This window comes from Neorhizobium vignae (genome assembly GCF_000732195.1).
Taxonomy (GTDB): domain Bacteria; phylum Pseudomonadota; class Alphaproteobacteria; order Rhizobiales; family Rhizobiaceae; genus Neorhizobium; species Neorhizobium vignae.
On sequence record NZ_JNNU01000002.1, the window covers coordinates 168,221 to 192,988 of the forward strand.

Annotated in this window: 20 protein-coding genes; 9 read left to right on the forward strand and 11 right to left on the reverse strand. The window is 62.6% G+C overall.

The annotated features are described in order from the left end of the window. Positions 1 to 167 precede the first annotated feature (167 nt). Both GQ59_RS00955 and GQ59_RS00960 read right to left on the reverse strand, forming a co-directional pair. The gene (locus tag GQ59_RS00955; RefSeq protein ID WP_037076429.1) at positions 168 to 671 is read right to left on the reverse strand and encodes a GNAT family N-acetyltransferase; all 504 of its coding nucleotides are present in this window, start codon (positions 669 to 671) and stop codon (positions 168 to 170) included. Between the two features lie 2 nt (positions 672 to 673). Beyond that, positions 674 to 2,863, reverse strand: coding sequence for an anthranilate synthase (locus tag GQ59_RS00960; protein WP_037076432.1), 2,190 nt, complete (start codon positions 2,861 to 2,863; stop codon positions 674 to 676). 311 nt (positions 2,864 to 3,174) lie between these two features. Here GQ59_RS00960 and GQ59_RS00965 point away from each other — a divergent pair, with 311 nt between their 5' ends. Then, entirely contained in the window at positions 3,175 to 4,413 is a 1,239-nt protein-coding gene (locus GQ59_RS00965) for an extensin family protein (protein ID WP_051903723.1), read from the forward strand. A 118-nt stretch (positions 4,414 to 4,531) separates the two neighbouring features. On the opposite strand, the gene GQ59_RS00970 is transcribed toward GQ59_RS00965, so the two are convergent. The 3 genes from GQ59_RS00970 to putA form a co-directional block, all read right to left on the reverse strand. Then, positions 4,532 to 6,211, reverse strand: coding sequence for a formate--tetrahydrofolate ligase (locus GQ59_RS00970; RefSeq protein ID WP_037076435.1), 1,680 nt, complete (start codon positions 6,209 to 6,211; stop codon positions 4,532 to 4,534). 181 nt (positions 6,212 to 6,392) lie between these two features. After that, positions 6,393 to 8,627 carry a TonB-dependent hemoglobin/transferrin/lactoferrin family receptor gene (locus GQ59_RS00975; protein WP_037076436.1) on the reverse strand — a complete coding sequence of 745 codons (2,235 nt, stop codon included), beginning with the start codon at positions 8,625 to 8,627 and terminating at the stop codon, positions 6,393 to 6,395. 456 nt (positions 8,628 to 9,083) lie between these two features. After that, complete coding sequence (gene putA / locus GQ59_RS00980; protein ID WP_037076437.1) at positions 9,084 to 12,206, reverse strand: bifunctional proline dehydrogenase/L-glutamate gamma-semialdehyde dehydrogenase PutA; 3,123 nt, start codon at positions 12,204 to 12,206, stop codon at positions 9,084 to 9,086. Positions 12,207 to 12,316: 110 nt separating this feature from the next. On the opposite strand from putA, the gene GQ59_RS00985 reads away from it, so the two are divergent. The 3 genes from GQ59_RS00985 (at position 12,317) to GQ59_RS00995 (ending at position 14,169) form a co-directional block, all read left to right on the forward strand. Beyond that, positions 12,317 to 12,778 carry an Lrp/AsnC ligand binding domain-containing protein gene (locus tag GQ59_RS00985; protein ID WP_037076439.1) on the forward strand — a complete coding sequence of 154 codons (462 nt, stop codon included), beginning with the start codon at positions 12,317 to 12,319 and terminating at the stop codon, positions 12,776 to 12,778. 157 nt (positions 12,779 to 12,935) lie between these two features. Beyond that, a complete protein-coding gene (locus GQ59_RS00990) occupies positions 12,936 to 13,661 on the forward strand; it encodes a helix-turn-helix transcriptional regulator (protein ID WP_037076441.1) in 726 nt (241 codons plus the stop codon). A 37-nt stretch (positions 13,662 to 13,698) separates the two neighbouring features. Then, entirely contained in the window at positions 13,699 to 14,169 is a 471-nt protein-coding gene (locus GQ59_RS00995) for a PAS domain-containing protein (protein WP_037076442.1), read from the forward strand. 15 nt (positions 14,170 to 14,184) lie between these two features. Here the strand turns inward: GQ59_RS00995 and GQ59_RS01000 are convergent, their stop codons facing one another. From GQ59_RS01000 to GQ59_RS01015, 4 genes are all read right to left on the reverse strand, one after another. Then, positions 14,185 to 15,333 carry a DUF2333 family protein gene (locus GQ59_RS01000; protein ID WP_037076443.1) on the reverse strand — a complete coding sequence of 383 codons (1,149 nt, stop codon included), beginning with the start codon at positions 15,331 to 15,333 and terminating at the stop codon, positions 14,185 to 14,187. A 137-nt stretch (positions 15,334 to 15,470) separates the two neighbouring features. After that, positions 15,471 to 16,403 (reverse strand): hypothetical protein, encoded by a 933-nt coding sequence (locus tag GQ59_RS01005; RefSeq protein WP_152564181.1) that lies wholly within the window; start codon positions 16,401 to 16,403, stop codon positions 15,471 to 15,473. Between the two features lie 101 nt (positions 16,404 to 16,504). Further along, the gene (locus tag GQ59_RS01010) at positions 16,505 to 16,951 is read right to left on the reverse strand and encodes a pseudoazurin (protein ID WP_037076445.1); all 447 of its coding nucleotides are present in this window, start codon (positions 16,949 to 16,951) and stop codon (positions 16,505 to 16,507) included. 161 nt (positions 16,952 to 17,112) lie between these two features. Continuing rightward, positions 17,113 to 17,694, reverse strand: coding sequence for a thymidine kinase (locus GQ59_RS01015; RefSeq protein ID WP_037076446.1), 582 nt, complete (start codon positions 17,692 to 17,694; stop codon positions 17,113 to 17,115). A 197-nt stretch (positions 17,695 to 17,891) separates the two neighbouring features. Here GQ59_RS01015 and GQ59_RS01020 point away from each other — a divergent pair, with 197 nt between their 5' ends. From GQ59_RS01020 to GQ59_RS01040, 5 genes are all read left to right on the forward strand, one after another. Then, positions 17,892 to 18,848 carry a choline ABC transporter substrate-binding protein gene (locus GQ59_RS01020; protein ID WP_037076448.1) on the forward strand — a complete coding sequence of 319 codons (957 nt, stop codon included), beginning with the start codon at positions 17,892 to 17,894 and terminating at the stop codon, positions 18,846 to 18,848. Between the two features lie 81 nt (positions 18,849 to 18,929). Continuing rightward, positions 18,930 to 19,772 (forward strand): choline ABC transporter permease subunit, encoded by an 843-nt coding sequence (choW, locus tag GQ59_RS01025; protein ID WP_037078029.1) that lies wholly within the window; start codon positions 18,930 to 18,932, stop codon positions 19,770 to 19,772. Next, on the forward strand, positions 19,769 to 20,824 hold the full coding sequence (choV, locus tag GQ59_RS01030; protein WP_037076450.1) for a choline ABC transporter ATP-binding protein: 1,056 nt from the start codon (positions 19,769 to 19,771) through the stop codon (positions 20,822 to 20,824). The genes choW and choV overlap by 4 nt, the downstream gene beginning before the upstream one ends. A 96-nt stretch (positions 20,825 to 20,920) precedes the next feature. Beyond that, positions 20,921 to 21,670: a HugZ family pyridoxamine 5'-phosphate oxidase gene (locus tag GQ59_RS01035; RefSeq protein WP_037076452.1), complete on the forward strand. Its 750-nt coding sequence runs from the start codon at positions 20,921 to 20,923 to the stop codon at positions 21,668 to 21,670. Between the two features lie 124 nt (positions 21,671 to 21,794). After that, on the forward strand, positions 21,795 to 22,115 hold the full coding sequence (locus tag GQ59_RS01040; RefSeq protein WP_037076453.1) for an ArsR/SmtB family transcription factor: 321 nt from the start codon (positions 21,795 to 21,797) through the stop codon (positions 22,113 to 22,115). A 138-nt stretch (positions 22,116 to 22,253) separates the two neighbouring features. Here GQ59_RS01040 and GQ59_RS01045 read toward each other — a convergent pair whose 3' ends face one another. Beyond that, on the reverse strand, positions 22,254 to 22,634 hold the full coding sequence (locus GQ59_RS01045; protein WP_037076456.1) for a response regulator: 381 nt from the start codon (positions 22,632 to 22,634) through the stop codon (positions 22,254 to 22,256). 4 nt (positions 22,635 to 22,638) lie between these two features. Continuing rightward, positions 22,639 to 24,642, reverse strand: a complete 2,004-nt coding sequence (locus GQ59_RS30460; protein ID WP_051903727.1) for a GAF domain-containing protein — start codon at positions 24,640 to 24,642, stop codon at positions 22,639 to 22,641. Positions 24,643 to 24,768: the final 126 nt, after the last annotated feature.

The window sequence follows — 24,768 nt, forward strand, 5'->3', positions numbered from 1 at the left end:
CCAAAACGGCGAAACCGCCGCAACGAGATGGTCTCGCTGCGGCGGTTTCGATTAGCCTGCATATCGCTCACATGAGCGGCTTTGTCAAAGGGCCGGCTGGCATAATCCGGGCTTGTCGGATGGCGTCGCGGCGGCCACGTCCGCCTCCTCCTCGATGTGCTGTCAGCCTACCCGAAAACCACCGCCATCCGGATACTGTCGATATACCGGCCGTCGATCTTCACCGCATCCCGCGCCACGCCTTCCCGCACGAAACCGACCTTTTCGTAGAGCGCGATGGCACGCACGTTGTCGGCATGCACATGCAGCTCGACGCGGTGGAAGCCGCATTCGCGGGCCTGCCCGACAGCGGCGCGGATCAGCCGCGTGCCAAGCCCCTTGTCACGATAGCCGGGGATGATCCCCATCCCGAGCGTGCCGCAATGAGCAGCCGTCGGGCGGGAATGCCGGCGGATGTCGCACCAGCCGACCACTTCGCTGCCGACAACGGCAACGACTTGTGGATGGCCGTTCTCGATGTTGTCGAGCACGAAGGGCCGCACGTCTTCAAGCGGCGGCGCCTCCAGGAAGCTCAGGTATTTTCGCTCGCGCGAGACCGTGTCGAGTGCCTTGTGAAAACTCTCGATATGCTCCTCGCGGATGGATTCGATCGGGATTGTTTCTGACAACATTCTTACGCCGCCTGGGTCTTCGCCCGCCGCGACAGATGCGCCACGACGTTTTCGATCATCCGCATGCCGGCGTCGCCCCCGAGCGTCATGATCGATTCCGGGTGGAACTGCACAGCAGCGATCGGTTCCTTGACGTGCTCGATGCCCATGATCGTGCCGTCCTCGCTTTCGGCGGTGATCATGAAATCCGGATGCAGCGTCTTCGGGTCGGCGAAGATCGAGTGGTAGCGCCCGACCGTCACTTCCTTGGCAAGTCCAGAGAACACGATGCCCGGTTCCAGCACCCGGATGCGCGACGGCTTGCCGTGCATCGGCACCGCAAGATGCCTCAGTTCCCCGCCATAGGCTTCCGCAAGCGCCTGCAGGCCGAGGCAGACGCCGAAGATCGGCAGGCCCTTCGACCGCGCCATCTTGATCGTCGCCTTGCAGTCGAAATCCTTCGGATTGCCGGGACCAGGCGACAGCACGACGAGATCGGGATCGAAGCGGTCGAACACCTCTTCCGGCACCGGCGTGCGAACCGTCGAGACGGTGGCGCCGGTCTGGCGGAAATAGTTGGCGAGCGTGTGGACGAAACTGTCCTCGTGGTCGACGAGCAGGATTTTCACCCCCTGCCCCACCCGCGCCACGTCGCGGCCGACCTTGGCGGCATTGCCGGCCCTTGCATCACGGATCGCTGTCAGCATGGCGGACGCCTTCAGTTCGGTTTCAGCCTCTTCCTCGTTCGGATCGCTGTCGTTGAGCAGCGTCGCGCCGGCACGCACTTCGGCAATGCCGTCCTTGATGCGGATCGTGCGCAGCGTCAGCCCGGTATTCATGTCGCCGTTGAAGCCGACCATGCCGATCGCCCCGCCATACCAGGCGCGCGGGCTTTTTTCGTGGTTCTCGATGAACCGCATCGCCCACAGTTTCGGCGCACCGGTGACGGTGACGGCCCAGGCATGGCTGAGGAAGCCGTCGAACGCGTCCATGTCCGGCCGCAGCCGGCCTTCGATATGGTCGACCGTATGGATGAGCCGCGAATACATCTCGATCTGCCGGCGGCCGATCACCTTCACCGAACCCGGCTCGCAGACACGGCTTTTGTCGTTGCGGTCGACATCCGAGCACATGGTGAGTTCGGACTCGTCCTTCTTCGAATTCAAGAGCTTGAGGATCTGCTCGCTGTCGGCGATCGGATCTTCGCCGCGCTTGATCGTGCCGGAGATCGGGCAGGTCTCGATGCGCCGGCCCGACACCCGCACGAACATTTCCGGCGAGGCGCCGACCAGATATTCCTGGTGGCCGAGATTGATGAAGAAGGAATAGGGCGACGGATTGATCGCCTTCAGCCGGTTGGAAATTTCCGAAGGCTTCGAGTCGCAGCGCTCCATGAACTTCTGCCCCGGTACCACTTCGAACAGGTCGCCGCGTCGGAAACTTTCCTTCGCCTTGGTGACGAGAGCGGCATATTCGCCCGGCCGATGGTCGCCCTTCGGCGGGATCGCATCGGTGCGCTGGAAGGGATCGGGCGCGATCTCCTGGTCCTTGCCTTCCGTCGTCACCCCGTCCTTGGAAAAGTCGTAACGATCGATCCAGGCCTTGGCCGCATGATGATCGACGACGAGGATTTCATCGGGCAGGAACAGAACCATGTCGCGCTGGTCTTCCGGCCGCTGCATCGACAGCTTGATCGCATCGAACTGGAAGGCGAGGTCATAGCCGAAGGCGCCGAACAGGCCGATTGCCGAATCCGCTTCCGAATGGAACAGGTCGACGATCGCCCGCAGCACGGAAAACACCGTCGGCATCTTCGAGCGCTCTTCCTCGGTAAAGACGCGGGTCGGCTCGTTGACGGTAAGGTCGAGACGGCGGTCGGTCCGCGCCCCGAGCGTCAGGTCGGCCACGGTTTTCAGCTTGTCGGCGACGAAGCCGAGCAGCACCTCGCCGCGGCCGTTGAAGGCCTCGATCCACACCTTGCGGCCATTCGACGAAATCCCGAGCGGCGGATCGGCGATCGCCGTGTCCCAGCGGGTGTAACGGCCAGGATATTCGTAATTGGAGGAAAACACCGCGCCGCGCCGCTCGTCGAGCCTGTCGACATAGGAGGAGATCGCATCCGCATAGGGAGCGGCGCGCCGCTGCCGGCTGACCGCAATCCCGCCCCTCGTCTCGTAAACCTCCGAACCGTCATCCCGAATGATCGTTACCATTGTCCTGCCTCTCCAATGTCTTTGCCCGGGTCTCTGCGGCGGATAACAAAAAAGCCGCCTCGGGTTCCGGGCGGCTTGTGGTCTTGTCGATGGACATGACTGGTCAAGGCCGCGTTGAGCGAGCCGGCCACCAGTTAGCAATGTTCATCGAATTCATCATGGGGCGAATTGTTAGCTGGGGTTTTTGAGCCGCGCAAGCGAATTTCCATGCCCCGCAAACAGAAATTCTGCAGGTACGATGCGACCAAAACCGGCGATCGGCGTTTATTGTCCCTTAAGGCTCAAGGAAACGCGGCCGAGAAGGATACGGCATGCAGCATTCGTGGATCGCAATTCTGGCAGGCCTGCCCCTGATCGTTGGGGCGGGTGTGCCGCCCGAAAGACCGATACCGCAGGCGCAGCATTCCGGTGCTCCGGCGGGCGTCGTGGAGGTGAATTTCCTGACCCGCCTTCTGCAGGACGGATCGCGCGATCCGTCGCCCCGACGCCGCGCGTCCCCACGATCCCAGGCGCGCGGTGCAGTTCCGCAACCACCGGCTCTGGCAAACGTTCCCCTGCCGATCCCGAAACCGGTCGGAGACGCGGCGAAGCCGACTGAAGCACCCGAGCAGGCGGACAACACCGCCGACAAGCCGGTCTTTCAGGAAGCCCCGCTGCCTCAGACCCCGCCACCTGTAGCCCTGCCACCTGTGGCACAAAACCGGCCGAGCGAAAATCCGCCGAGCCCGCCCCCAAGCCCGCCTGTCGTCGAGCAGCCCGGCACGGCCTCGGAACCCGCACATCAGGTGGAAGTTCCCAAGCCGCTGCCGAAACCCGGCACCACGGCTGCCGATGTGCAGCCGGCAGACAAACCCGACCAGCCGGTGGCACCGGGACAGGATGCGGCCATGCCGGACGCGGCTAAACCGAACGAACCCAAGTCGGACGGCAAGCAGCCGGAGGAGCAAAAGGCCGAGGCGCCGCCCCCGCCGCCTCCGCCGCCGCTCGTCAAGGAAAACCCCGAAGAGCTCAAGGCCTGCCTTGCCGAACTCACCTCGCTCGGCACCAAGTTCGAGCCGACCGATCCGATCGACGAAGGCGGTGGCTGCGGCATCGAAAGTCCGATCGACGTGACGGAGGTACTGCCCGGCGTCTCGCTGGGCGGCGCGACGATGCGCTGCAAGACCGCGGCCTCAATGGCGCATTGGCTGAAGGACACGGTGCAGCCGGCGCTCAACATCGCCATGCCGGGCCGTCGGATCACCGGCATCGTGCCCGGCTCCACCTATGCCTGCCGCCTGCGCAACAGCGCCTCGGCGGGGAAGATTTCCGAACACGCCCGCGGCAACGCCTTCGACGTCGCCGCCTTCAAGCTGGACAACGGCGAGAAGTTGGAGATGAAGCCGCGCGACGAAGACTCCACGATGGAAGGCGCCTTCCAGCGCACCGCGACAGCAGGCGCCTGCCTCCACTTCACCACCGTCCTGTCACCGGGCAGCGACGCGGCCCACCAGAACCACCTGCACCTGGATGTGCTGGAGCGGAAGGACGGATATCGGTATTGCCGATAATTGGTTTTCCACCGATCCTTGATGCGCGCAAAACGCGCGCACCCCTCGCGTAAACCTTGATATGGAGACGACAGCGCGGCCTATCTCCTCCTCCAAGGCGGTTCTGGCGCTCAAGCCCTCAGAACAGCCCCTCCACGAAACCGTCCTCGTTCAGAAAAATCCGTTCCGCAGACGGCACGCGTGGCAGGCCGGGCATGGTCATGATCTCGCCGGTAATCGCGACCACGAAGCCGGCACCGGCGGAAAGCCTGACTTCGCGCACATGCACGATGTGGCCCTCCGGCGCGCCGCGCAGGGCGGGGTCGGTGGAGAAGGAATATTGCGTCTTGGCGATGCAGATCGGCAGGTCGCCGTAACCCTGCTCCTCCCAGGCCTTCAGCTGGTCGCGCACACCCCGATCGGTGGTGACTTCGCCGGCGTGATAGATCTTCGAGGCGATGATCTCGATCTTTTCGAGAAGCGGCAGGTGGTCGGGATAAAGCGGCTGGAATTTTGCCTGCCCACCCTCGGCAAGCTCGACCACCTTGAGGGCAAGCTCCTCGATGCCGGCAGACCCTTCCGCCCAATGCCGGCAGACGATGCCGTCCGCACCGTGCCGCGCCGCGTAGTCCTTGACGGCGGCGATCTCGTCCTCCGTATCCGAGGTGAAATGGTTGATGGCGACGACGACCGGCACGCCGAATTTCCGCACATTGGCAATGTGGCGGCCGAGATTGGATGCGCCGCGCTTCAGCGCCTCGACATTCTCGCGGCCGAGGTCCTCTTTTTTTACCCCGCCGTTCATCTTCAGCGCCCGCACGGTGGCGACGATGACGGCCGCATCGGGCTTCAGTCCCGCCTTGCGGCACTTGATGTCGAAGAACTTCTCGGCCCCGAGATCCGCCCCGAAACCCGCTTCCGTCACCACATAGTCGCCGAGCTTCAGCGCCGTGCGGGTGGCGATCACCGAATTGCAGCCATGCGCGATATTGGCGAACGGCCCGCCATGCACGAAGGCCGGATTGTTTTCGAGCGTCTGCACCAGGTTCGGCTGCATGGCGTCCTTCAGGAGCACCGTCATCGCCTTGTCGGCCTTGAGATCGCGGGCGAAAACCGGCGAGCGGTCGAACCGGTAGCCGATGACGATATCACCGAGCCGCCTTTCAAGGTCCTTGAGGTCGGCCGCGAGGCACAGGATCGCCATCACTTCCGAGGCAACGGTGATATCGAAACCGCTCTCGCGCGGAAAACCGTTGGCGACGCCGCCGAGCGAGACGACCGTCTGGCGCAGCGCCCGGTCGTTCATGTCCATCACCCGCCGCCAGCTGATCCGCCGGGTATCCATGTTCTCGGCATTGCCCCAGTAGATATGGTTGTCGATCATCGTCGACAGCAGGTTGTGGGCCGAGGTGATGGCGTGGAAATCGCCGGTGAAATGCAGGTTGATGTCCTCCATCGGGATCACCTGCGAATACCCGCCGCCGGCCGCCCCGCCCTTGACCCCGAAACAGGGGCCGAGCGAGGGCTCGCGCACGCAGATCACCGCCTTCTTGCCGATCCGGTTCAGCCCGTCGCCGAGGCCGACGGTCGTGGTCGTCTTCCCCTCGCCCGCCGGCGTCGGGTTGATCGCGGTCACCAGGATCAGCTTGCCGTCCCGCCGCTCGGAAAGCGACGCGATGAACTCCGCCCCGACCTTGGCCTTGTCGTGCCCGTAGGGAGCAAGCGCTTCGACGGGAATCCCGAGCTTGGCGCCGATCTCGACGATCGGCTTTTTCTTCGCGGCCCGAGCGATTTCGATGTCGGATCTGACCTCTGCCATGCGTTCCCCGCTCCCCGTTCTTTCCATCGAACCCAAATATGCCCGTTTGGTTATGATTAGCGGGGGAAAGGGGATGTGGGAATAGCGGCTGGAGCGGCAGTCACAACTTCTCCCCGACAAAGAAAAGGGCGGCGCGATTTCTCGCACCACCCTCCCCAGGCGCCCCCGCCGATGTTTGAGATCAGAACCGCTGGGTGAGCGAGACTTTGAACGTCCGGCCTGGTTCGGAGTAGTAGTCTGCGGTGGTCGCCGGTACCGTCGTGCTCTTGTTGTTTAGTGCATCCCAATACTTCTTGTCGAAAAGGTTGTAGATGCCGGCATTGATGCGCAGGCCTTTGACTTGCTCGGGCTCCCACCATGCCGTCAGATCGACAATCCCATAACCCGCTGCCTTATAGGTGGCGCTGGACTTGTAGGAGACGTTGCCGACACCTGTCCACAGCACGTCGACGCCCCAGGTCTCGGTCTCGTACCCTGCGCCGACAATTGCCTTGACCGGTGCGACAGAAGCGAGGTGGGTGTGGTTGACGAGATCGATACCGCGGGTGAATGCCAGCCCGCCGCGGATGTTGAAGCCGCTGTCGAAGCGTTTGTGAGCCGAGAACTCTGCCCCGAAGATTTCCACCTTCGAGAGGTTGATCTGCTGCTGAACAAAGAGATAGTCGAGCGGGTTGAGACCAAGACCGATGATTTCCGCAGCCGTCAGGTTCCGCCCTTCGATGAAGTTCTTATAGCGGTTATAGAAGAAGTTCACCGAACCGCCGAAATTATCGTCGCCGAGGCGCGAGCCCACTTCGAACCCGCTGCTGGTTTCCGGCTTCAGATCGGGATTGCCGATCGACGCATAGCTGCCGACGCTTCCATAGCTCAGATAAAGTTCGGTCGCCGTAGGCGAACGGAAGCCCATCGCCCATTGGGCGAAAAGCGTGACGTCATCATTGAGCTGGTATTCGGCCAGCAGCTTGGGTGAAAATGCGCTATCCTGCGAACCGCCGGGCATGGAAGGGTTGGATGCATTGTTCGTGAACTCAGGGGTGTCCCTCGGCGAATGATCATACCAGTCGAAACGCAAGCCTGGCGTCAACGAGAAGCCGCTATCGCCAAACGCCATGCGGTCCTGGGCGTAGATGCCGATCTTCGTGCTGTCCACATCCGGCATATCCGCCTGGTTGGTGTGCAACATGCCGCACCCTGCGAAGACACCGCCATAGGGCGGAGCGGCCGGGCATGAATCGACGCCCGCGGAATATTGCTCGACCCTCGACAGGAAGATGTTCGTGCCGAGCGTGAAGACGTGGTCGACCGTTCCCATCCGGAAGTTGTTATCCAGGAACCCGGTAAAGCCGACGCCAGCTTCTTCTATCTGGTTGTCGCGCGTATAGACGCCGGGAACCGTCGTAAAGCGGAACGAATCCTGGGTAAGCGCCCGCTCCTGACGCTGCCAGTAGAGCGTCGCTTGGGCAGCGTCGATCACTCCGTCAGTGCTCTGCGCTTCGTATTCATAGTCGAGCGAAACGCGCGTCCGGCGGTTTTCTTCGCCGGATTCGTGGCTTCCGGGACGATAGTTGCCGGTCAGCGTCTGCGCCTGGCGCAGATCGATATCCTTCTCGGTCGAGAACCGCTCGGCGGTGAAGCCGAACCGATGACCGGATTCGGTATCCTGACGCAGCTTGAACAGCAGGTTGCTCTGATCGTAGTCGGCCGGATTGGTCGCCGTGCGGGTCGGGCCGTAGCCGCCGACCGAACCGTGGTTCTGGCGCTCATGCCCCTTCTTGTAGGTACCCAGAAACATGATCGAGGTGTTCTCGATCTTCTTTGCGACCGCAGCACCTCCGTACCAGCTCTTGTCCGTGCTGTCATAGCCGGTGCCGACCTTGCCGCCCCAATCCCTGCCCTCGCCGATGAGATCTTCCGGCTCCAGGGTGCGAGCCAGAAGCGCGCCGCCGAGCGCCCCGTCGCCCAGACGGCTCGAATCCCCGCCCTTCACCACATTGACTGTCGTCAGCGCAAAAAAATCAATGGTATCGGCGCCGCCGTTATTGCTGCGCGCGTTGTCACGCAGGTAGGTCAGCGGAATGCCGTCGACGAGTGTCGTGACACGGCTGCCCTCCAGACCGCGGATGTTCAACGAGTTCGTTGCACGGCTGAAATTCACGCCCGGATCGATCGTGCGGCCCAGGTCCTCGATGCTTCGGATCTGCTTGTTCTCGATCTGCGCTTCGGTGGTTTGCGCGGCGAGCGGCGTGCTCTCTGGATCCCCCGCCTTCACCCGTTTCCCCTTGAGCACGATCGGCTTCAGCGTCGTGTCCGTCTGCGGCTGCGTCGTCTGCTGCTGGGCGGCAGCATCGCAGGCGAGGGAAAACACCGCGAGCGCGGTGCAGGTGGCGAGGGTGGATCGCAGACGTCGCGTGACCATGACTATCCTTTCAAACAGGGCACACGAAACCGTTGGCGCGCGCGAACGCACCGGAAGGCGGCGGCCCTTTTCAATTCTGGCAAGAATGTGGCGGGAGGCAGAAAATGCCTTATTCATGCCATTAGAAAACATGAGTATTATTGTCAATTATTAAAACATGAGTCTAATGATCATATTTATGCGAGCACGGTTCCATGACAAAAATGCAACAGGCCCCAATGCAAGAAGGCCCGGATCGCTCCGAGCCTTTTGGTTCCGGGATGGTTACTGTGTTCCGCCTGAAAAGCAGCCACCGCCCGGCGCTTCGCTAGGCTCAGCGCGTTCGGCGCTCTAAAGCTCCATCGGAGCGTTTTGCCGGCAGGCCGTCGCGCGCCCCAGCGCCTCGCTTTGGCTCGGCGCGTTCGTCACTGCAATCGATTCACTGGATCGATTGCTCCGGCTGCGCCGGACCGTTCCTCACCCCTCCCCGATCGCGATCAGGCTGGCGTTGCCGCCGGCGGCAGCCGTGTTGACGGAGATCACCTGCTCTTCGGCAAACCGCATCAGATAGGCAGGCCCGCCCGCCTTGAAGCCGGTGCCGGAAAGGCCGGAGCCGCCAAAGGGCTGGGTGCCGACCACGGCGCCGATCATGTTGCGGTTGACGTAGACATTGCCGGTATCGAGCGCCTCCGTCACCTTGCGGATCGTCGCCTCGATGCGGCTGTGGATGCCGAGCGTCAGGCCGTAGCCGGTGGCATCGATCGCGGCCAGCACCTTGTCGAATTCCTTTGCCTTCCAGCGCACCACATGCAGAACCGGGCCGAACACTTCCTTGGTCAGCGCCGAGGCACTGTCGAGCTCAATGATATGGGGGGCGAAGAAATTGCCGGTCGCCGGCGCGCCTCCGGCATAACGTATCTTCTGTTTTTTCGCCCGCATGTCGGAGACGTGATCGGCCAGCATCTTCGTCTGGTTCTCGTCGATGATCGGCCCGACATCGGTATTCTGCTTGGCAGGATCGCCGAGATTGAGTTCGGCCGCCGCCCCTTCGATCATCTTCAGCATGCCGTCGGCGATGTCCTCCTGCAGGAAGAGGATGCGCAGCGCCGAGCAGCGCTGGCCGGCCGAGCGGAAGGCGGAAACGACCACATCGTCCGCCACCTGCTCCGAAAGTGCCGTCGCATCGACGATCATCGCGTTGATGCCGCCCGTCTCGGCGATAAAGGGCACGATCGGCCCGTCCTTGGCGGCCAGCGCCCGGTTGATCGCATGCGCCGTCTTCGTCGAGCCGGTGAAGGCGATGCCGGCGAGCCTGGGATTCGCCGTGATCGCCGAGCCGACATCCGGGCCACCCGGCACCAGCGCCAGCACCTCGGCCGGAACACCTGCCTGGTGAAACAGCTTGATCGCGTCGTAGGCGATCAGCGGCGTCTGCGGCGCCGGCTTTGCGACCACCGTATTGCCGGCCACCAGCGCGGCGGAAATCTGCCCGAGGAAGATCGCCAGCGGGAAATTCCACGGCGAAATGCACCCGAACACCCCACGTCCGCGCCAGAAATGGCGGTTGTCCTCGCCGGTCGGTCCCGGCATCGGCGTCGGCATGGCGAACAGCTCGCGGCCCTTGTCGGCGTAGTAGCGGCAGAAATCCACCGCCTCGCGGATTTCGGCAATGCCGTCGTCCAGCGTCTTGCCGGACTCGGCGGCCAAAAGCGCCAGCAGCCGGTCGCGGTTTTCCTCCATCAGCCCGGCGGCCCGTTCCAGGCAGGCGGCGCGGATTTCCACCGGCTGGCGCGACCAGGCCCGGAACGCCTTGGCCGCGGCGGCAAAGGCGGCATCCACATCGGCCGGCGCCGCATCCCGCACGGTGCCGACGATCTTCGACCGGTCGGCAGGAGACCGCACGGGCTTATCCTCGCCCTTGGAAGCAACGCCCGCCACCAGCGGTCCGGCCTTCACCTCCGGCCAGGCCCTGGAAACGCTCGCCATCAGCCGCTCGAGTTCGACCCGGTGGCCGAATTCGAAACCGGCGCTGTTCTTGCGTCGGCCGTAGATGTCGGAGGGCAGCGGGATCTGCTTGTGCCGCGCGCTGATGCCGTCATCGAGGCCGAGCCGTGCGGCCGGCCGTTCCAGCAGCTTTTCGACCGGCACCTGGCGGTCGCCGGCAACAGCGACGAACGAGGAGTTGGCACCGTTTTCGAGAAGCCGGCGCACGAGATAGGCGAGCAGGTCGCGATAACCGCCGACCGGCGCATAGATGCGGCAGGCAATCCGATCGTTGCTTTCGAGAAGATCGTCGTAAAGCGCCTCGCCCATGCCGTGCAGCCGCTGGAATTCGAAGCCGGTGCGGTCGGGACCGGCAAGCTCCAGAATGGTCGAGACGGTCAGCGCGTTATGGGTCGCAAATTGCGGAAAGATCCGCGCCCGCTTGGCGAGAAGCTGCTGGGCGCAGGCGAGATAGGCAAGGTCCGTCGCAGGCTTGCGGGTCCAGACCGGATAGTCCTCGATCCCACGCTCCTGCGCCCGCTTCACCTCGGTGTCCCAATAGGCGCCCTTGACCAGCCGCACCATCATCCGGCGGCCATGGGTGGTGCAAAGCTGGTCGATATAGTCGATCACCGCAGGCGCCCGCTTCTGATAGGCCTGGATCGCCAGGCCAAAGCCGTCCCAGCCGGCAAGCGACGGGTCCGAGAACACGGCGGCGATCACGTCGAGCGACAGTTCCAGCCGATCGGCCTCTTCCGCATCGACGGTGAAGTTGAGCTGGTGTTCCTTCGCCATCCGGGCGAGGTCGAGAAGGTCGGGGACCAGTTCGGCCATCACCCGGTCGTGGTGGGTGGCGAGATAGCGCGGATGCAGCGCCGAAAGCTTGACCGAAATGCCCATCCGGTCGGGAAGCTGGCGGCCCTTGCCGTGTTTTTTCATATGCACGCCGATCGACTGGATCGCATCCGCATAGGAGCGGAAATAGCGCTTGGCGTCTTCGGCGGTGCGGGCGCCCTCGCCCAGCATGTCGAAGGAATGGCGGTAGCCTTTCTCCTCGCTCTTGGCGGCGCGCACGAGCGCATCCTTCATCGTCTCGCCGAGCACGAAATGGTGGCCGAGGAAACGCATCGCCTGCTTGGTGGCGGTACGCACGGTCGGCAGGCCGACGCGCTTGACGAGGCCGCGCAGGATTCCCTCGGGCGTTTCGCCCGGGCCGATGACGCGCGCCGAAACGGCAAGCGCCCAGGCGGATGCCGACACGAACCAGCTGTCGCCGGAAGCCTCATGGGTGCTCCAGCCACCCTCGCGCAGCTTGTCCTCGATCAGCCGGTCCTGGGTCAAGGCATCGGGCACGCGGAGCAGCGCCTCGGCAAGCACCATCAGCGCCAGCCCTTCGCGCGTCGAAAGCCCGTATTCGCGCAAGAAGTCCTCGACGCCGCCGACCTTGCCGGCCCCGTCACGGATGGCATTGACCATCCGCCGCGCCCGCTGGTCGATTGCCGCGTCCTGCGCCGAACTGAAGCTGGTGCGGGCGGCGAACTGCCGGATCAGCCGGTCGTCGTCACCGGCATAGGGCGCATTGAAGGGAATGAAGGGCTCGGTCAGAATCTGGCTCATACGCATCTCCGTTTCATTCTCTCCATAGCGGGAATTCCCTGGTGATTCCGGCTGATTTTTATGGCATTAACAAAATATCTCACGGCAACTTAGGTAAAATCTAGCGAAACATGAAGGACATCGACCGTCTCGACCGAAAAATCCTCCGCGCACTCCATAAGGAGGGGCGCCTGAGCAATCTCGAACTCGCCGATCGCGTGTCGCTTTCACCGACGGCGACCGCCGAACGCGTCAAGCGGTTGACCCGCGAAGGATACATCACCGGTTATAGCGCTTTGCTGTCACCGGAAAAGCTCGGGCGCAATCTGCTCGTCTTCGTGCAGGTCAAGCTCGACCGCACCACGCCCGACGTTTTCGATGCGTTCGCCGCCGCGGTGAAACGCAGCGACGACGTGATGGAATGCCACATGGTGGCAGGCGGGTTCGATTATCTCGTGAAGGCCCGGGTCGCCGGGATGGAGGCCTATCGCCAATTCCTTTCGGAGGTGATTCTCCCGCTTCCGGGCGTCAGGGAGACCCACACCTATGCCGTGATGGAGGAAGTGAAGGGAACTGGATATATCCCCGTATAAATCTTGACCCGGTAACTCCATGAATTCATGGAAATAAAGTGAGCCTATATCGGAAAAAGTGGTGATATCTGCTGCAGCGCACGAAATTTCGCTGGCTATTCAAATCGATTTGTATATTTCTTAACCATCACATAAACCATCTGTCAGCTTCGCCCGCATGATCACTTTGGAACGGCAATCGATTCTGAACAGCGAGATTTCCGCCGCGGATTCGCGGGTGGAAATATTTGCTGCCATGAAGCGTGTCGCCCACGAGTTCGGGTTTCGCCACATCACGCTTTTCGCCGCCACCAGAGCGGATGAGACACTGTTGTCGCGGATGATCATCGAGACGACGCTGCCGGCAAGCTATGTCCAGGAATTTGACCGCCGCCGCCTTTTGAAGCTTTGTCCGGTTGCATCGATCATCTCGAAATCCGCCCTTCCCTTCTGTTGGTCGATCGACGATCCGGAAACCGTACGCGGTTTCCCGGTTCCGGCCGAGATGGACGAACTGCAGCGCCGCTACGACATCATCACCAGCGTCGCGATGGCGGTGCATTCGATCGATGGCGGCCGCTTCATGCTGCGCTTCGACGGCGTCCGGCATCGGTTGAGCCAGGTGGAACTCAACGAGATCGGCATGATCGTGCTGCATGCCTTCGATGTCTTCGACAAGATCCGCCGCAGTGCCAGGACCGGTACCGCGGGGCCCCTCACCACCCGCGAGCTGGAGGTCGTCCGCTGGACGGCGCAGGGCAAGACATCCTCCGAGATCGGGCGGATTCTTTCCCTCTCGGATCATACCGTTAACGCATATATGACCAATGCCATAAAGAAACTGGATTGCGTCAACCGCACCCAGTTGGTAGCTAAGGCATTGAGATTGAGACTCATAGTGTGAGGTTGGGGCGTTTCTCCCGGCCTATGGGAGAAAAAGATTGACGTTTTGGGTCGAATACACCGAAAAACGCGTCAATACTCAATACCTGGAAGTGGGACTCTCGACAGACGAGGTGGTTGAACTTGCCTCGGCCTTCCGTTTCTACGGTTATTGGCGAATCGATCTGGACAGCGGCCACTTCTTCGTGACCGAAGACGTCTGCCGCATCTTCGGACTGGAGCCGAAGAATGGCCCGATGAACATGGTCGCCTTCACCGCGCGCATCCATCCCGACGACATGCCGCAGCTGATGGAAACCTTCGAGCGCGCCAGCGGCGAGCGCCTGACCTATCACAATATCTATCGCATCAAGGCCGACGCGGAGGACTATAAATACGTCCGCAGCGTCGGTAAATTCCGCGACAAGCCGGGCACGAGCGGCGAGGTCGTCGGCATCACCTACGAGTTCTTTGCCGAACGCCCCGGCGTGACGTTTTTTCTCGACGACCAAAATCCGCCGAAAACCTGACCGGCGCCGACCGGCTTACCGGTCCAGCACCGAGCGCAATTCCACCAGGTTCGAGCGGACCCGGAGAGTATAGAAGCCCATCACCGCCAGATGGCTCGGCATGATCCAGCCGTCCTCGCGACCGTTGGAGATGATCGCCGGCTGGATCCGCAGCGCCGATTTGAACTGCGATAGCGTATCGGTCCAGAGCGGCCCGATATTGCGCTCGCGGATCACCTGGGAGAAATCCGCGCCTGCTGCCGAAAGCACCGCATAATAGCCGTAGAGCTGGCCATAGGCGAACCAGAAGCGGTCGTCGGCGCGGGTATCGAACCAGCCGGCATTGTAGTTCTCCGAGCGCTCCCGCAGGATCGCCGACGTGCCGCCGAGATCGTTGGCGATCCGGTCGATGAACTGGATCAGGTTGTCGGCGCGGCTGTCGAAGGTCGCGTTGCAGGTGGTCAGATCGGTGTTGAAGGCCCTCAGCTTGTCGATCGCCGCGCGATAGTAGCTCGGGGTCGGGGTCTTCGGCCCAAAGGGGCTGAGCCCGAAATACCAGGAATATTCGTCGAACTGCAGGTTGCCGCGGGCATCCTGGAGATTGTTGTTGATGCTCGACGTACCGCGCACGCGCCCAAGCGAATCGACAAGTTCCGTCGATGTGCGCCGCACCGCCTGATTGACCCCACGCTGGAACGAGGCCTTGTTGTCGAGGAACGGGGTGTGATCCCAGTCGATACCGAAGAACCCCAGCCGATAGAGCAGCATCGAGGAAATCCAGGCATTCTGGTTGACGTTCATGTCGGTGAGATCGGCGGCGGCATCGACGATCGCCGAGGACTGGCATTGTCTCGCCCCGGTCGCCGGAGCGGTCGCGTTGGCGCTTGCAGGAGCCGTTGCCGGCAATTCCTGGCCGGCCGGTACGTTGCGCTCCGACCAGCGATAATTGTCGACGAAATTCGGATTGAAATTGGTCCAGACCTGCGTCTGCCAGAAGAAATAGCCGTAGAGCCCGAACATCAGCACCAGGATGGCGAGAATGGGGCCCTTCACCATCCAGTGGCGCTGGCGGTACCAGCCGTGTGCGGCCAGGAACGGCCACACGATCCAGGCGATCAACAGCCCTATGCCTCGCCCGACGGCCTGGCCGATCCCTTGAAAGAAGGCGGTAATCCGGTCGAGCATCGCTGTCTCCTCGTGAGGCGGTGTGCATCCGATTTGGCTTGGCTCACACATATGTGCTCGGCGTCACAAGCACAACGGGGGCGCAACGTTTCGCCGCAACCGACAGGAAACGGCCGCGCAGCCGATCCTCGGCAGTCCTATTGGGACCGGACGAACTTGAAGCCGAAAACGGTCGGCAGCCGAAAGCCGGCCGTTCCACGGTCGGCCGCCTCCTCCGCCGCCTCCGGGGGAAATCGTTCGGCAAATGCCTGGTCGGCGCGCTGCCGCCGGCGGTCGAGACCGTGTAATGTCAGCAGCCCGCTTGAGAAGCGCTCGACCTCGGGCTTCAGATGCGGAAAGAGTTCGGGCTTCAGGCCGGCATCGCCATGCCCGCTGGCATCGGCAACCATCCGGTAGAGGATCAGAAGGTTTTCCGTATCGGTGGTCAGCTTGTGCAGAAGGATGTTGCAGGCGCCCACCCGGGCGTTGAGCCCGGCGACGAAATCCTGGAAGACCTTGATGGCGGGTTCGGTGCGGCCGACCACATCCAGGCCGGTCATTGCGGCGCCGTTATCGCCGCGCAGCTTTTCGATGATCTCCGGTCGGTGGTCGATGAGCGTCACCAGATCGCCCTCGCTCTCCTTGCGCTGCCCGATCAGGAAGTCGCGCTCCTGCCGCATAAGACCGGCCAGCAGATCGGCACGCCTCAGAAGCTCCGCCAGCCGGTTGAGCGGCACGGGGCTGCGCCAGCGCGCCTGCTGGTGGCGGTGTCTGGCGGCCCCCGAAACGTAGCCGATCAGTGTTTCGAAGCGGGTCGGCAATTCCCGATCGTCGAACTCCCGGGCGCAGATGCCGATCTCGGCTGCCAGATCCGCGACCAGCCGGGCCATCGCCGCCTCGATTGCCTGCCGCTCGGGTATCTCGGCCGTCAGCCGCTCCGCCTGCGCAGCCGGCTTCTCCTCGTCCGGCAGGGAGAGATCCCGCACGGTTTCGGCAAGCAGGGACGAGACCGGGCCAAGCGCGGCGCGCATTGCAGCCAAAAGGCCGCTGATCCGCTCGATCTCGCCGTCGAAATTCTTAAAAGCCGCCACGCGCATACTCCCGCCGTCGGAAGGGAAGATAACGCCATCGCGAAATTATGCTACGCGAGCTTGGCTGGATTGCCGGGAAAAATTGGGATAGCCCGTAGAAATCAAAGCCCGAGCTTGGCGATTTCCGCATCAAGACGGTCCTTCGCCTTTTTCGGCATCTTGGCGCTCTTGACCGCATCGAGATTGGCCGGCGCGTCGCCGACGAGGATCACCGCGACCATGCCCATGCCGAAATGCGGCGTGCATTTGAAGACATAGGCGCCCGGCTTGTCGGGTGTAAAGGAAACCTCCTGGCTGATCTTGCCTTTGATTTCGGTGACGCCTTCCGGCACCAGGCCGGGCATCGAAACCACATCATGCCCCTTGTCGACCGGCACGAACTTGATCGTATCGCCCGGCTGGGCCTTCACGGCAGCCGGCTCGAATACCATGGCCTCGCCGTCGCTGCCCTTGTTGAGCATCTTCACCTCGATCTCGGCGCTGAAGGCCGGCAGGGCGAACAGGGCGAGGCTGGTGGCAAGCGTAAAGGTTTTTGCGGTCTTGCGCATGCAAGGCAACTCCTGCTGGGAACCACTGCCCATCGGGCCGAGGCGTTTCGGATGCGGCATTTAAATATGTTGCCGGCCCCAAACTTTGACCAGCGTCAATTTCCGCCCCATCGCCGCGGCATTCCGTCTCACACGGTGAACGGAGTTTTAAATTCCGGGCATCACTCGCAACGCATCTGAGCTTCCCAGTGCCGCCGGCAGAGCGAGACATATTTCTCGTTGCCGCCGACATCCACCTGAGCGCCTTCGCGCACCAGCTTGCCGTCCTCGTCGACCCTCACCACCATGGTCGCCTTGCGCCCGCAATGACAGATGGTGCGCACCTCGCGCAGCTCGTCGGCGATCGCCAGCAGCTCCAGCGAGCCTGGAAACAGTTTTCCCTGGAAATCGGTCCTGAGGCCGTAGGTCATGACCGGGATGCCGACCCGATCGGAAATCCGCGCCAGCTGCCAGACCTGTTCGGGCGACAGGAACTGCGCCTCGTCGACGAACACGCAGGCGATCGGCTCCTGCCCATGCATCGCCTCGAGGTCCGAAAAGAGGTCGTCGGACGGCCCGAAGGGAATCGCGTCTGAAGAGAGCCCGATCCGCGAGGCGACCCGGCCCTGCCCGGCCCGGTCGTCCAGCGATGCGGTGAAGATCGCGGTGCGCATGCCGCGCTCGCGGTAGTTATAGGATGCTTGCAGAAGCATCGTCGACTTGCCGGCATTCATGGTGGCGTAATGGAAATAGAGCTTGGCCATATCTGCCTTCTGATCGCGATCGGGATTCGTGAAAAGCCGTCTCGGCCGAAAACCACAGGAAACTGTAGACTGCGCAACGCTGGGGGAGAAAGTCACAAATGTCGCAAATGCACCCCATTGTCCGCCGCGAATGCGCGCGCTTGCCTCGGCGCAGCATATATTGATAATGGCGGGAACCAAAAAAACGGGAGCAGCCCATGCGCATGACTACCTCACTGAAGACCACGCTCGCCGCCGCCGTATCGATCCTTGCGATCGCCGGCACCGCATCCGCCGCCGAACCGGAAGCCTGCAAGACCGTCCGGATCTCGGATGTCGGCTGGACGGACCTCGCCTCGACCAACGCATCATTCATTCTGGTCCTCGAAGCGCTCGGCTACAAGGCCGACGTCAAGACCCTCGGCGTTCCGGTTACCTATTCTTCCATGAAGAACAAGGATATCGACATCTTCCTCGGGAACTGGATGCCGGCCCAGCAAGGCGCAATCCAGCCCTATCTCGACGACAAGTCGATCGAGAGCATCGCCGTCAACCTTGAAGGCGCCAAGTACACGCTCGGCACCAATGCCGCCGGCGCCAAGCTCGGCATCAAGGACTTCAAGGACATCGCCACCCATAAGAAGGAACTCGACGGCAAGGTTTACGGCATCGAGCCGGGCAACGAAGGCAACGGCATGATCGTGTCGCTGATCGAAGCCAATACCTTCGGCCTCAAGGGCTTCGAAGTTGTCGAATCCTCCGAGCAGGGCATGCTGACCCAGGTCACCCGCGCGGACAAGGAAGGCAAGCCGATCGTCTTCCTCGCCTGGGCGCCGCATCCGATGAACGTCGCCCATCAGATCACCTATCTCGCCGGCGGCGACGCCACCGTCTTCGGTCCGAACTACGGCGGCGCGACGGTCTATACCGTGGCCCGCGGCGGTTACACCGCTCAATGCCCGAACGTCGGAAAACTCCTCAAGAACGTGAAGTTCTCGCTCGACATGGAAAACACCATCATGGGCAAGATCCTCAACGACGGCGAGGACGCCGACGACGCTGCCAAGGTTTGGCTGAAGGCCAACCCGAAGGTCATCGAGCCCTGGGTTGCCGGCGTCACCACCTATGACGGCAAGGACGGCCTCGCCGCCGTCAAGAAGGCACTCGGTCTCTAACAGTCCTGAAAATGTTTCCGGGGCGGCGGATCGCCTGCCCCGGAGCCCGCCCTTTCTCTCCCTATGGACGGCAGTTTTCTCGTGGATTGGATCGCAGATCATCGAATACCTATAGGTTCCTGGGCGAAGGCGGTCGTTGACTGGTTGACGGCGAATGCCGACTGGTTCTTCGACTGGCTTTCTTCCGTTCTCCTTGGAGTGATCAACGGCCTTTTGTGGTGTCTTGCGACGCCGCATCCGCTGTTCGTCATGGCCGCCATGGCAGGGCTTTCCTGGTGGCTGCGCCGTTCCCTCGTATTGGCGGCCTTCACCTTCTGCGGCCTGCTCCTGATCTTCAACCAGGGCTACTGGAAGGAAACCACCGAAACCCTGGCGCTGGTGCTCGCCTCGACCGCGGTCAGCATGCTGGTCGGCGTGCCGCTCGGCATCGCCGCTGCCCGCCGGCAATGGTTTTACGAAGCCATGCGGCCGGTCCTCGACCTGATGCAGACGCTGCCGAGCTTCGTCTATCTCATCCCCGCGCTGATCCTCTTCGGCCTCGGCATGGTTCCAGGCCTGATCGCCACCGTCATCTTCGCGATCCCGGCACCGATCCGCCTCACCCGACTCGGCATCGTCTCGACCCCGAGTTCGCTACGGGAAGCGGCCGTCGCCTTCGGCGCCACCCCGTCGCAGATCCTGCGCAAGGTGGAACTGCCCTTTGCCATGCCGCAGATCATGGCCGGCCTCACCCAGACGATCATGCTGTCGCTCTCCATGGTCGTCATCGCGGCGCTGGTCGGCGCCAACGGCCTCGGCGTGCCGGTGCTGCGCGCACTGAATACCGTCAACGTGGCGCGCGGCTTCGATTCCGGACTCTGCATCGTCATCCTGGCGATCATCCTCGACCGCATGTTCCGCACATCGACGGGAGACGGCCAATGAGTGACTGCGTAGTCTTCGACAATGTCGACATCGTCTTCGGCGACAAGCCGGAACGGGCGCTGGCGATGGTCGACCAGGGCAAGACCCGCGACGAGATCAGTGCCGCGACCGGCATCGTCATGGGTGTCGCCAACGCCTCGCTCACCATCCACGAGGGCGAAATCCTCGTGCTGATGGGTCTGTCCGGCTCGGGCAAGTCGACGCTGCTGCGCGCCGTCAACGGGCTCGCCCCCGTCGTGCGCGGCAATGTCAGCGTCGCAACCCCCTCAGGTCCGGTCGATCCCTACAAGTCGAGCCCGAAAGTGTTGCGCGACCTGCGCATGCACACCGTCTCGATGGTCTTCCAGCAGTTCGGCCTTCTGCCCTGGCGCACGGTCGCGGAAAATGTCGGCTTCGGCCTGGAGCTTGCCGGCGTTCCGGATGCGGAGCGTGCCAAGCAGGTCAACGAACAGCTCGAACTGGTTAACCTGACCAAATGGGCCGGCCGCAAGGTCGGCGAGCTCTCCGGCGGCATGCAGCAGCGCGTCGGCCTTGCCCGCGCCTTTGCCACCGGCGCGCCGATCCTGCTCATGGACGAACCCTTCTCGGCGCTAGATCCGCTGATCAGAACCCGGCTGCAGGACGAGCTGCTCGAATTCCAGCGGCGGCTGAAGAAGACCATCCTCTTCGTCAGCCACGATCTCGACGAAGCCTTCCGGATCGGCAACCGAATCGCCATCATGGAGGGCGGGCACATCATCCAGTGCGGCACGCCGCAGGAGATCGTCCGTGCGCCTGCCGACCAGTATGTCGCCGATTTCGTGCAGCACCTCAACCCGATCAGCATGCTGACCGCCGGCGACGTGATGCGGACCGGGGTAAGCGCTGTGGCAGGCGCCACGGCCGTCTCCGCCACCGCGCTGCCGACGACGCCGCTCGTCGACATCCTAGATGCGCTGTCGCGTCAGCCGGGCGCCATCGGGGTGGTCGACAACGGCACGATCATCGGCAGCATTTCCTCCGACGACGTGATTGCCGGCCTGACCCGCCATCGCCGCCGCGACGCCCAATAAGCGGAGCTGCAAAGTCACCTTTCGTTTCGCCGCGCCGGATGCTATGCCGACGCCGAATGCGGCCGCCCCGCGGCGGACGAACAGGAGATCGACGAATTGGCCGACGACCAGCAGACCGACAAGCCGCAGGTGCTGCGCGATACGGATGACGAAGCCCGCCGGCTCGCCCGCACGCTGGTGCGCGGCGCGCGTTACATGGCGCTGGCGGTCCTCGATCCGGAGACCGGTTTCCCCTCCGCCAGCCGCGCGCTCACCGGCACCGATGTCGACGGCGTGCCGGTCATCCTCGTCTCAAGCCTCTCCGGCCATACGAAAGGCCTGGTTGCCGATCCGCGCTGCTCGCTTCTGGCCGGCGAGCCAGGCAAGGGCGATCCGCTCGCCCATCCCCGGATCACCGTCCAGTGTCTCGCAGAGGGTGTCATTCGCGATACGCCCGAACATGGGCGCGTGCGCCAGCGTTTTCTGGATCGCCATCCTAAGGCTGCATTGTATGCAGATTTCGATGATTTCCGGTTTTTCCGAATCACTCCGCAGGCAGCGTCCTTGAACGGAGGATTCGGCCGTGCATACATGCTGACCGGATCGGACCTGGTGATTCCCGAACCGGGGACGACAGCGGAATGGTTGGACCTGCAACAAAAGTTAAAAAATATGTCGGAGCAAGCGAAAAAAATTGCCGCTCGTCTCGGCACGGAAAACGGGAAAAACTGGCGCTTCGGAGGGGTTGACCGGGCGGGAATCGACCTTATCGCGGGAGATTTTCAACTCAGGCACGAATTTGACTTCCTTGCGGAGTCTCCCCATGCCGTTCTTGATTATGTTTTTGATATCGCTAACATACGATAACTGGTTACCTGAAATTTAGGGATATACAATCCCTTTTGCTCCTTGATAATTTTCACCCATAGGACGATGGGCCGAATTTTGGAGCGGGGGGACCGCTTTGGAATACGATGGGAATTTAAGACATATGGATACGATGGCACTTTCTGAGCATTCCAACGCAGCCGCAGGCCTGCTGTCCGCCATGGCCAACCCGAAACGGTTGATGATCCTGTGCTGCCTGGTGAAGGGCGAAGTCGCCGTAGGCGCGCTTGCGTCGCAGGTGGGCCTCAGCCAATCGGCACTGTCCCAGCACCTTTCCAAGCTGCGGGCCCAGAAGCTGGTGAAGACTCGCCGCGATGCGCAGACCATCTATTACTCCAGCTCGTCGGAATCGGTGATCAAGGTCCTCGAGACCTTGGAAGAAATCTACTGCGCGCCGGTGCAGAAGAAATCAGCAGCCGCGTGAGAATGACAGCGCTGACATGACGTCACGCTGCTCTGCCCCAGCCCCCGCCATGACGGTCGGGGACTGGGGCGTTTCCATGCCCGGCCGACACGGCCGGTTATCGAGCCTGCAAGCGCAAGGTCCAGGCATTTTCATGTGTCAGTGCCTGGCCATCTGATGCAGCGTGGCGGTCACTTTCTGCCAATCGTAGGGTTTGGAAAAGAACACGCTGCGCTCGGGCAGATCGCCCTCGTCCAGCCGGACCTGCCCTGACACGATGATGATCTCGATCGGCGGCCAGCGGTCGCGCACGGCAGCCGCCAGCTTCATGCCGTTCATGCTGCCCGGCATGTCGATATCGGTAAAGACGATGCGGATATCGGTGCGGGTTTCAAGGATCGTCACCGCCTCGTCGGCATCAGCCGCCTCCACCGCCTCGAACCCCGCGTCTTCCACGAGGTCCATTGCCATCATGCGCAAAAGGGGTTCGTCCTCGACCACGAGGACTACCTGTCTTTTTGGCGGTGCGGATTGTCCCATCCGGTCAGTTTGCCTGTGCTAGCTGAAGGAGCACAGCTGTCATCTCAGCGCTGAACCCCGGATGATCATAACTAACGAGGACACCGCCGGTTCCGATCAACCCCATCCGAATGAGCTTGGAACCGAAACCCTTGCGCTCCGGCTCGCGCGGGAGCGGGCCGCCGGTCTCCCGCCAGGAAAGGTGAAAGATCGCGCCGTCTCCGGTGCCTTCGATGCGCCAATCTATCGCCACCCGCCCTGTATCGTTGGAGAGCGCCCCGTATTTCACCGCATTTGTCGTCAGCTCGTGCAGGAGCAGGGAAAGCGAAAGCGAGCCTTTCGGCCCGAACCGCACGTTCGGACCCTGTGCGTCGATCCGGTCACGCACGCCGATCCCGTTCATCGTCCGGTCGACGACTGCGTAGACCGAGGCGCTGGTCCAGTTCTGCTCGAACAGGATGTCGTGGGCGGTGCTGAGCGCATGCAGGCGCTTTTCGAAGGCCTCCACGAGACCCCGCTCCGCCACCGGCCTGAGCGTCTGGGTGGCGATCGCCTGCACCATCGATAGCGTATTCTTCAGGCGATGGCTCATTTCCCTGTTGAGCATCTGCTGCTCCAGCTCGGCCTGAACCCGCGACATTGCGATCTGGATGCGATTGCCGAAGCTGCGGACGAAGGAAATTTCCTCCTCGACCCAGGGATAAGGCTGGTCGTGATGGATGAAGGCGACGAGCCTGAAGCGCCCGAGGTCGAAGATCGGCACGTTGACGAGCACGCGGATGCCAAGCGCAAGAAGCGCTGGCGCATGGTCGCGGGTACGTGGGTCGGTGGCGACATCGGCGATGACCACGGCCTCGCCGCGCTTCAGGTCGTCGACGAACGACCCGTAGTCCCGGAAGTGGTGCAGCCCGGCAATGCTCTTGATGCCGGGCGCGCACCATTCGGGCGGCACCGACACCGTCTCGTCCGCTGCGTTGACGATGCCGAAACCGGCCCGCGTCGCATCGAGCGCCTTGGCCATCAGGTCTCCGGCAGCGATCGCCATCGATTCCATGTCGCTGAGGTCGCGCAGCCTGTCGCCGACATCGAGCAGGGCCTGCACCCGGGCGGCCTCCCGTTTGGCAGCGGTCACGTCCCTGACCGTGCCCATCATCTTGACCGGCCGCCCCGCCTCGTCATGGCGGAAGCTGGCATTGCGCGCGATCCAGCGCACGCCGTATCCCGGCACGCGAATGCGATATTCGACGTCGAGCGGCGCATCCCCCTGCTGCCGAGACGCATCGTCGGACTGCAGGCCCTTGTCCTGCGGCAGCACCATGTCCTCGAAGACCCGCGCCGGATAGGTCTCGGCGATGGGCACGTGGAAGATCCGGCAGAACTCCCGCGAGACCCGCATCATCGAGGTGGCGATATCGATTTCGAACGTGCCGATCCTTCCCGCCTCCTGGGCCGCCAGGCTGGCATTGACGCTGGAGCGGATATTGGCGCTAATGGTCTTCTGGCGCCGGAACAGGTCGTCCTTGCGCTGCGAGATGCGCCGCATTTCGAGAAGCGCGACGACCTGCCGGGCGAGCGCCTGCAGCGCCGCCTTCTGCCCCTCGTCGAGCCCCTGCGGCCGCGGCTGGACATCGATGACGCAGAGAGTGCCGATCACCACCCCATCCGGCGTGATCAGCGGCGCGCCGGCATAGAAGCGGATATGCGGTTCGCCGGTGACCAGCGTATTGGTGCGGGTGCGCTGGTCGAGCTGCAGGTCGGGGATGACCAGCACCTCGGAACTGCCAAGCGCATGGGCGCAGACAGACTGCTCTATCGGCGTATCGCATGCCTCGAACCCGACACGCGCCTTGAACCACTGCCGGTCCCTCTCGACGAGGCTGACGAGCGCCACGGGCGTGCTGCAGAGCGTGGAGGCGACGAGCACGATATCGTCGAACTCAGGCTCCGGCTCGGTGTCCATGATATTGTAGGCGTCGAGCGCTTCCAGTCGCTCGATATGCATGTCTTCGTTGGGATCGGGATCAGCCAATGAGAAGTCTCGGAATTGAAGTTTAAGGCGATATTGGCAGCTTTCGCCAAAAGACCAGAGAGAGGCAATCAAATTTCACGCCGGTGGAAACCGCGTTGAAATCTTGAGCCTTTGTTGGAATTCCGA